We start from the raw sequence: 9,005 nt of genomic DNA on the forward strand, positions 1-9,005 counted from the left end.
CCGCCGACCCGTTCTTTGAGGGTCTCTCGATCTGGACCGGCGTCAAGGACGCCCTTCGGGCGCCGGCTTCGCCGGCCGCTTCGCGGTCCTTGACACCGGACCAGATCGAGAAAGACTTGGCTGGCTATCGGGGCGGCGGCCCGGGTGTGGCCACGGCACACTCACCCACGGAAGGTGACCCTTCCACGCCTACGCCAATCATGGGGTCTCCGCATGAAAGAAAAATTTCTTCCACCCCGCCAACCCCACCCCAGCCGAGGCAGCATCTGGAGGCGAACGAAAATTCGTTCGCCTCCCCGACCCGTCTGCCGAGCTGGTCCCCGGGCGGAAAGAAAATTCTTTCCACTGGTCGACCCGACCGCCCGAGCTCCCAATCCCCCGCCCAACCCAAATCTCTGCACCAAACCCCTGCCGCCGACCCGCAGTGCTAGGGCTCCAACGGCAACGGCAGCCCGGGAGCAACCCCCGCGGTGCGTACCTCCGAGCGCAGCGGCCGGAACGGGACGACCGCGTCGCCGTCGCCACTCATCGCCACGGCCGCGTTGATCTCGACCCCCTCGGGCACGAGCTGGATCAGCGCTGCCTCCGCGGGTACCTCGACCTCGGCACCCAGCCCCGGGCCGACCTCGACGGACTTGGCCTTGAGCGCCTTGCCCTTCGCGGTCATCGGGACCACCTTGACGGTGCCGCTGGCCCCGGTCTTGGTGACCGGGCCGGAGATCAGGACCCGCTTCTTGCCGACGCCGCCGCCGGCGGGGACGACCACCGCGGTCGGCTCCGAGATCGTCTCGGTGGCCGTGGTGATCGCGACGTCGCCGCCGTCGACGGAGCGCATCGCGGTGGCGACCGGGCCGGTGGCGACGATCTCGACGCCGTACGCGTCGCCGGCGCTGTCCTTGCCGAGCAACTTGGTCAGGTCGATCTGCGTCTGCCCGTTGGGCGGCACGCTGATCTCCGGAGCGCCCTCCGGGGTGAGTACGTTCTTCGGGGTGAGCAGGCGCAGCTCGGCGCTCACCTGGGCATCGCCCGGGTTGGTCACGGTGAGGGTGCGGCTCGCGGACTTGTTGGGGTAGCCGACCAGCAGGTTGGTCTCGGCCGGAGTCGACTGGCCCGGGAAGTAGTCCTCGCTGCCACCCTGCGTCTCGAGTGCGACGGCACGGTCGCGGACCATCACCCCGGCCTGGCCGCGTACGACCGTGGTCTTCAGGGAGAGCTCGCCCTTGCGCGGGATCACGTGCAGCAGGTCGAAGGTGCGGGTGGTGTTGCCGGGGATCGCGACGCCGCGGAGGTCCTCGGGGACCGCCACCACGCCCTTCTCGTCGTAGAGCGAGATGTCGACCGTGGCCGCACCGCTGTTGGGGTTTGTGAGCTCGAGGATCGAGTTGTGGGTGGCGCCCGCACCGACGCCCGGGAACCAGGCCTCCGCCTGCGGAGGCAGGCAGCCCGTCGCCGCGAGCGGCTTGGTCGTCGAACGTCCCGCGACCAGCCCGGGCGCGACCTCCTTGCCCGCCTTGACCACGACCGAGCCGGGCTTGACCGACGCGCGGGTGACCTTGCCGGCCCCTACGGTCGTCTCCGCGCCGTTGCCCGCACCCGGACCGCTCAGCGTGACCTTGCCGGATCCCTCGGCAGCGTTGGTGACGGCGACCTGGTCGGCGCCGGACTTCGGCTTCCCGGGGCACACCACGGTGGCCGCCGTCGGCGCGCTGCTGTCGGCGGCCAGCTTCGGCTGCTCCCACTGGTGGGGCCGGTTGAGCAGCAGCGCGACGGCCATCGCGCCGACGAGACCCACTGCCACGAGCACGGTGTTGTCGAGGCGGCGACCGCGCTGCCTGCGTACGCGGCGCAGCCGGGGTCGCGCGGCGGCCGCTGCCGCGGCGGCAGCGGCCATCCGTCCGCCCTTGGCCGGCTCCTGCTCGGCCTCCGGCTCCTCCGCCCGCATCTCGTCGGCGGTCGGCCAAGCCTCGAACTCCGGCTCGAGGCCGCTCCGGAACTCGCCGGTCCGATAGTCGCCGGTCTGATAGTCGCCCTCGTACGCCGGCGGGTAGCCCGTCTGGGCGAGCATCTGTCCCGTCTCCGGGCCCGGCACGTACGGCTCCTGGGCGTAGAGCTGCTCCGGGGTGTAGCCCTCCGGCGGCGTCTGGGCCGTCTGCCCCGTGTAGGGGTCGGCGAACGGGTCCAGCATCCACGGCTCCTGGCCGTAGACGTCGTCGGTCTGCGGCTCGTGCGAGCGGTCGTAGGGGTCTCGTGAGTGACTCATGCCGACTCCCTCCTCTGGATCAGCGTCGGCAGGCACAGGACCAGGACCACGAACAGCCCGATCCCGGCCAGGACCAACAGGATCGTACGGATGATGGACTGTGACTTGGTCACGCCCGGATCGCTCGGCTCGGAGTCGAGCAGCCAGGCACGCGTCGAACGCTCGACGGTGCTCGCCTGGGTCACCGACCCGGAGGCGTCGATCCCCTCGGCGACCGAGGAGTCGGCCGGCCCGGGCATCACGATGTAGGCCACGCCCTGGGCGGCCAGATCACCGATCACCGCGTCGTCGGGGTCGGCGGCCAGGCGGCGTACCACTCCGGTGAGCTCCTCGGAGCCACCGGCGACCTGCGCGATCTCGTCCTCACCGAGGGTGATCCCGTCGTTGCGCAGGACGGCGTAGCGGATGCCGTCGTCGACCGAACCGCGCAGCACGAGGACGCCGTCCTCCGGGCCGAGCGTGGTCGAGGTCGGGTCGAGCATGTAGGAGGGCACCCCGATGTGGCCGAGGGCCCGGGTGTTGTCGGTGAGGTCTCCGGTGCCGGCGTAGACGAACCAGCCGAGGCTGCCGACGACGCCGACCGCAGCGGCCGCAGCGGCCGCGCCGACCATGACCTTCCGCAGCCCGCTGAGGCCGTCGAGGATGGCGCCCTGGGCACCCAGCACCGCCGCGACCACCGCGAAGCCCTGGATGGCGACCAGCGGGAAGCCCCAGCCGACCCGGGCGATGCCGGCGTCGAGCGGGATCGGGATCCAGGACAGCAGCATCGTGACGGCCGCCGTCGCGACCGCGCCGATCCAGCAGACCATGACCGGGATCCGGGTGCGGCTCGGGATCAGCGCGAGCACGGCGAGCAGCGGCAGCGCCAGGCCCAGCCACCACGGGGCACCGAGGTCGGCACCGTCGAGCCCGGTCAGGCGGCCCACGAGCAGGTCGAACCCGCCGGCGGCCGGGGCCGGCAGCCGGCCCGGGTCGAGCAGCAGAGCGGCCCAGCCGCCGGAGAAGAGCGCGGGCAGCCACCACGGAAGCAGCAGCCCGACCGGTGTCGCGATGGCCGCGGTGGGCGGACCCCACTGGTCGCGGTCGCTGAGCACGGCGGGCATCAGGCGGCGGGCGACGATGAAGATGACCGCCGCGAAGACAGCCGCGACCAGGAAGGCCATCGGCGCGAAGGCGGTGATGACGGTCAGCAGCAGGCCGGTGCGCCACCCGGCGCGCCAGCGGCGGTCGGCGACGGGGTCGCTGAACCCGAGCGCGGCGTGGGCGAGCCAGGGCAGCAGCGCGCCGACCACGACCGCACCGATCCGGCCGTCACCGAAGGCACCGCTGACATAGGGAACCAGGGCGTACGCCGTCGCGCCCCACAGCAGCAGCCAGCGAGGTGCGCCGAGGTGGCTGATCAGCCGACCCGCGACCCGCAGCAGCCGCCATGCACCGCCGAGCGCGATCGGGAAGCTGAGCAGCATGACGGCGGTGACCGCCAGGCTCGGGTTGCCGCCGAGGAACGTCGCGAGCACCGCCAGCGGGAAGACGTGCGGCGGCGCGGGCACACCGGTCCCCTGCGAGATCGCGTGCCACGACTCGAACTGCAGCTGCCACCAGTCGCCCACGTTCTGGGGTGTCGGCCCGAGGCCGCTGCCGGCAACGCCGCCGAGCGCCGCACGCGCCCCGATGACACCGAGGATGCCGACGACGACCAGGAGCACCGCGACCGGGTTGGTGAACAGACGCACCAGCCATCCGGTCTCGGCGGGGATCTCGTCCTCCTCCAGCTGGGCCCGATCGGCCTGCCGCTTGGCGGCGAAGGAGGCCGGGTCGGCCTCGGCCTGCGCCATCTGGCGCCGCTCGGCGATGTCGGAGGCCTGCAGGGTGACCGCGGTGGCGACGTCGGAGACGAAGTCGAGTCCGTGGCGGTAGGGCAGCCAGGGCGGGGGCAACAGTGCCTTGACCACGTCCTTGTCGGCGTGCGCCTGCTTCCGGCGACGCCGCTTGGCGAGCATGATCTGGCCGGTGTGGCCGTAGATCCAGCCCAGCGCGGCCAGGTCGTCGAGCGCAGTCCCGGGATCGCGCACCAGGATGAAGCCGAGCATCCGCCACAGGGTCTGGAAGAAGAACCTGACCATCCACAGCGCCAGCGTCCCCGGCCGGCCGTTGACCAGCAGGGTGTAGAGCGCGGCCCGGCGCTCCTGATAGTGGATCCGGCGACCGGTCAGCTGGGTCTTGCGTACGCCGCGGTGGGCAGCCTCCACGTGGAAGACGACCGCGTCCGGGACAGCGATGGTCGTGAAGCCGGCGTTGGCGGCCCGCCAGCCGAGGTCCATGTCGGTGCCGAGGACCGGGAGGTGCTTGTCGAAGCCACCCAGGTATTCGAGGACCTCGCGGCGGATCAGCATGCCGGCGGTGTTGACGGCCAGGACGCGGCGCACGTCGTCGTGCTGGCCCTGGTCGTACTCGCCCCGCTCCAGGCCGGTCTCCCGGGCTCCGGTGACCGAGATCGAGACACCGAGCTCGAGCATCCGGCGCAGCGAGGGCCACTCCCGGATCTTGGGGCCGAGGATGTCGGCCTCCGGGTATTCCGCGGCGGCGTCGAGCAGGGTCGAGAGCGCGTGCGGGTCGGGGGTGGAATCGTCGTGGAGGAACCAGATCCACTCCGGCGGCTGCGCCGCCTGGTGGAGGATGGCGAGCGCCTCATTGGCAGCGTCCGCGAACGTCGTCGACGCCGGGAGCTTGACCACCTGGGCGAAGGTCTCCTCCAAGATCTCGACGGACCTGTCGGTCGAGCCGGTGTCGATCGTGACGGCAAAGCTCACCGGAGCCTGCTGGTTCCTGATCCCGTCGATGACGGTCGGAAGCCAGCCGGCGCCGTTATGAGAGACGAGGACGAGGGCGACCGACGCATGCACGATCGGCAACCCTAGTGCCCATCTGGTGATAGACCGAATGGACCTGTCGAGCGATCGGCCACGCCCCCGCAGGTATTTGTCCGGAAAAGATCAGCAGGCCCGGACCGTGAGGTCCGGGCCTTGCTGGCTCGTGCTTGGTTGCGGCCTTCGTAGATCTCGACCCGCTTCACGCCTTCGCAAGCTCAGGCGTTGCGCTCGCTCGATCTTTTCGCGTTGCGACCTCGCTCCTTCGTCGCGAGGCCACAGGCTCAAACTGCGCGCTTCTTCAGCTTGCGGCGCTCTCGCTCGGAGAGTCCACCCCAGATTCCGAAGCGCTCGTCGTTGCCCAGAGCAGACTCAAGGCAGTCCTGGCGCACCTCGCAGGTCTGGCAGACCTTCTTGGCTTCCCGAGTCGATCCACCCTTTTCAGGGAAGAACGCCTCCGGATCCGTCTGCGCGCACAGGGCGCGCTCCTGCCAGCCCCCTTCGTCGGTGTCCGGCTCGAGGAGAAACAGCTCTCTCATCGTCTTTCCGACCTTTCGACCCTATTCAGCTTGTTTTTGGGACCGTGACCCCATCTTGGGCCAGTCACCTCACGCCATCGGCAGGTAACCGATCCCCCCGTTTTTTGCGGGTACTGCCTCTTGTTACGGCCTAGGCCATGACTTTGATGCAGTTCCCTGCCGAAATCTTCCCGAGATTTTCAAGCGCTGTCGCCACCGCTATCGGTCCCCGTTTCAATTTCGAATCACACTGATGAAATTACATGCCTGTCGGTGCCACAAGTCAACCCTCAAATCTGCTAGGGCCGCTTTAACACAGGCTTTCTTCACCGGCTGGAGCAGGGTTGCTGGCCCCCGTCTGAGAGGCTAGGGCCATGCGTGACATCACCGTTCTCTCCGGCGGCCATGGTGGTTCGAAGTTCATCTCCGGGCTCCTCCACGGCATCTCCGCCGGCCGTGTCCCGGGCATTGAGGAAGATGCCCGGGTCACCGTGATCGCCAATACCGCCGACGATCTGTGGATGCACGGCGTCAAGGTCTGCCCCGACCTCGACACGGTGATGTACACCCTCGGCAACGGATTCGACCATGAGCGCGGCTGGGGCCGCAAGGCCGAGACGTGGTCGATCAAGGAGGAGCTCGAGGCCTACGAGGTCCCCGGGACCTGGTTCGGCCTCGGCGACCGCGATATCGCCACGCATCTCGTACGCACCCAGATGCTCGAGGCCGGCTTTCCGTTGTCGCAGGTCACCACCGCGTTGTGCGAACGCTGGCTGAAGCCGGTATGGGGCGACCGCGTGCGGCTGCTGCCGATGACCGACGACCGCGTCGAGACCCATGTGGCGATCAAGGACGAGAATTCACCGAGTGGACTCTCGGTCGTTCACTTCCAGGAATACTGGGTACGCCTCCGGGCCGGCGTTCCCGTCGAGAAGCTGATCTTCGTGGGGCAGGACGAGTCGAAGCCGGGCCCCGGGGTGATGGACGCACTGCTGAAGTCCGACCTGGTGATCGTGCCCCCGTCCAACCCGGTCGTCTCGATCGGGACCATCCTCGGCGTACCCGGGATCCGGGAAGGTCTGGTCGCCACCTCGGCCCCCGTGGTGGGGATCTCGCCGATCATCAGCGGTCACCACGTACGCGGCATGGCGGAGCAGATGCTCGCTGCCATCGGCGTCGACGCGACCGCTGCCGGAGTCGGTCTGCATTATGGGACGCGGGGCTCCGGTGGGGTCCTCGACGGCTGGCTCGTCGACACCGCCGACGCCGCCGCGGTCCCATCGCTCGCCGAATCGGGGCTGAAGGCGGCCGCCGTCCCGCTGTGGATGTCCTCCGAGGACGCGACCGCCGACATCGCCGCCGCCGCGGTCGAGCTGGTCAACCGATGACAGGGCACACGGCTGGGCCGATGAGTGGGCAGGGCATCACCGTCACCGCCCCCGACGGCGTACCCGAGGTGCGTAAGGGCGACGACCTCGCCGCCCTGCTCCTCGACGCCCTGGAGTCCCCTCTGGTCGACGGCGACATCGTCGTGGTCACGTCGAAGGTCGTCTCCAAGGCCGAGGGCCAGGTGCGCGAGGGCAACCGGGACGACGCGCTCCCCGGCGAGACGACGCGGGTGGTGGCCCGACGAGGGCCGACCCAGATCGTGCGCAGCCGCCTCGGGCTGACGATGGCTGCCGCCGGGATCGACGCCTCGAACGTCGAGGCCGGTTACATCGTGCTGCTCCCCCTGGACCCCGACGCCTCCGCGCGTGCCCTGCGCGCCACGTTCCGCGACCGCACCGGCGCGAACGTCGGGGTGATCATCACCGACACCGCCGGACGCGCCTGGCGCGACGGGCAGACCGACATCGCCATCGGCGCCGCCGGCCTCGAGGTGCTGGAGAGCTTCGCCGGCCAGGTCGACGCCTACGGCAACGACCTCGTCGTCACCGCCCCCGCCGTCGTCGACGAGATCGCCTCGGCGGCCGAGATCTCCCAGGGCAAGCTGGGCGCGCGGCCGTTCGCGGTCCTGCGGGGCCGGGCGGACCTCGTCCGCGAGCCAGGTGACGACGGGCCGGGAGCGAGCGCGCTCATCCGCCCCGAGGGCTCGGACTTCTTCGGCTTCGGGGCCAGGGAGGCCGTCGTACGTGCTCTGAAGGGTGCCGTCGAGGACCAGGCTCCGTTCGGTGCCCCGGCGAGCGTCGAGGAGCTCTCCGCGGCCGTCGCCGAGGTGACCGGGACCGCCCCCGTCCCGCACCAGGACGGGCTTCGCGTTGACGGAGCCGACCCAGCGGTGATCGCCGCGCTGGCCTTCGCCCACGGCTGGCGATGCGAGCGCGAGGAGAACAATCACGGGGCAACTTCCCTTCTGCTACCACTGACCACCTAGAATCTGCGCGTCCCGACAAAAGACCCGAGGTACGCCGAACCGTGGCCAACAAGTCGCTCAACAAAGACCGCCGTGCGGTCATCAACGACATCCGCAAGAAGCAGGGCCGCGCCGAGCGCGTCCGAGGCTGGGCGATCATCGGTGTCTGCATCGCCTTCGCCGTCGTGATCGTCGGCGCTGCCGCATGGACGCCGATCAGCGGCTTCATCAAGGACAGCGAGTACAAGGACGTCGCTCTGCCAGACATCGGCAAGAGCGCCAAGGCGGCCGGCTGCCAGAAGGTGACGGAGATGGCGGCCGACGGCAACCAGAACCACATCGCCACCGGCACCGAGCAGACCTATACGACTGCTCCCCCGGCCTTCGGTCCGCACTGGAACGAGGCCAACGTCGCCCCGGCCGACATGTCGCGCAAGTTCTACACCCCCGGTGACCGCCCCGACCTCGAGGCGCTGGTGCACAACCTCGAGCACGGCTACACGATCGTGTGGTACGACGAGACCGTCTCCGAGGACGAGCTGAACGAGCTCCGGGCGATCGGTGACAAGTTCGCCGGCACCTCGAACTTCCGCTACAAGTTCATCGCGGCTCCGTGGACCGCTGCCGACGCCAAGGAGACCGCGGTCGCCGGCGACAAGAAGACCGAGTTCCCCTCGGGCACCCACATCGCCATGACGCACTGGTCCGCCGACCCGGCCAACCCGACCGAGGCGTCCACCCAGAAGGGCGTCTTCCAGTACTGCGAAAGCGTCTCCGGCGAGGCGATCAAGGACTTCATGCAGAAGTACCCCTACACCTCCAGCCCCGAGGCCCAGGCCATGTGACCTGACCCCTCAGGACGTACGAAACGGCCGTCTCCCTTCGGGGAGGCGGCCGTCTCTCATTTCCGCTGGTCGAGTTTTCCGCTGGTCGAGCCGCCGGAGCCGCTAGGCGGAGGCGTGTCGAGACCAACACGGTCCTATCGGCGCTCGGCCGGACTGTGTTGC

6 protein-coding genes are annotated in these 9,005 nt (G+C 69.7%); 3 read left to right on the forward strand and 3 right to left on the reverse strand.

Features of this window, described 5'->3' with window-relative positions; translation table 11 throughout:
• Nucleotides 1-427 precede the first annotated feature (427 nt).
• From ABZY89_RS21860 to ABZY89_RS21870, 3 genes are all read right to left on the reverse strand, one after another.
• On the reverse strand, nt 428-2,260 hold the full coding sequence (locus tag ABZY89_RS21860; protein ID WP_355230571.1) for a DUF5719 family protein: 1,833 nt from the start codon (nt 2,258-2,260) through the stop codon (nt 428-430).
• Nucleotides 2,257-5,163 carry a glycosyltransferase family 2 protein gene (locus ABZY89_RS21865; RefSeq protein ID WP_355230573.1) on the reverse strand — a complete coding sequence of 969 codons (2,907 nt, stop codon included), beginning with the start codon at nt 5,161-5,163 and terminating at the stop codon, nt 2,257-2,259. The genes ABZY89_RS21860 and ABZY89_RS21865 overlap by 4 nt, the downstream gene beginning before the upstream one ends.
• A gap of 248 nt (nt 5,164-5,411) precedes the next feature.
• The gene (locus ABZY89_RS21870; RefSeq protein ID WP_008361238.1) at nt 5,412-5,666 is read right to left on the reverse strand and encodes a WhiB family transcriptional regulator; all 255 of its coding nucleotides are present in this window, start codon (nt 5,664-5,666) and stop codon (nt 5,412-5,414) included.
• Between the two features lie 353 nt (nt 5,667-6,019).
• On the opposite strand from ABZY89_RS21870, the gene cofD reads away from it, so the two are divergent.
• From cofD to ABZY89_RS21885, 3 genes are read left to right on the forward strand one after another with little or no spacing between them, the layout of a single operon-like run.
• Nucleotides 6,020-7,033, forward strand: coding sequence for a 2-phospho-L-lactate transferase (gene cofD, locus ABZY89_RS21875; RefSeq protein WP_355230574.1), 1,014 nt, complete (start codon nt 6,020-6,022; stop codon nt 7,031-7,033).
• 20 nt (nt 7,034-7,053) lie between these two features.
• Nucleotides 7,054-8,019: a coenzyme F420-0:L-glutamate ligase gene (locus ABZY89_RS21880; protein ID WP_355230575.1), complete on the forward strand. Its 966-nt coding sequence runs from the start codon at nt 7,054-7,056 to the stop codon at nt 8,017-8,019.
• Nucleotides 8,020-8,060: 41 nt separating this feature from the next.
• Nucleotides 8,061-8,843 carry a DUF3105 domain-containing protein gene (locus ABZY89_RS21885; RefSeq protein ID WP_355230576.1) on the forward strand — a complete coding sequence of 261 codons (783 nt, stop codon included), beginning with the start codon at nt 8,061-8,063 and terminating at the stop codon, nt 8,841-8,843.
• Nucleotides 8,844-9,005 lie beyond the last annotated feature (162 nt).

Source organism: Nocardioides sp. NPDC006303 (genome assembly GCF_040613175.1).
In the GTDB taxonomy this organism is placed as follows: domain Bacteria; phylum Actinomycetota; class Actinomycetes; order Propionibacteriales; family Nocardioidaceae; genus Nocardioides.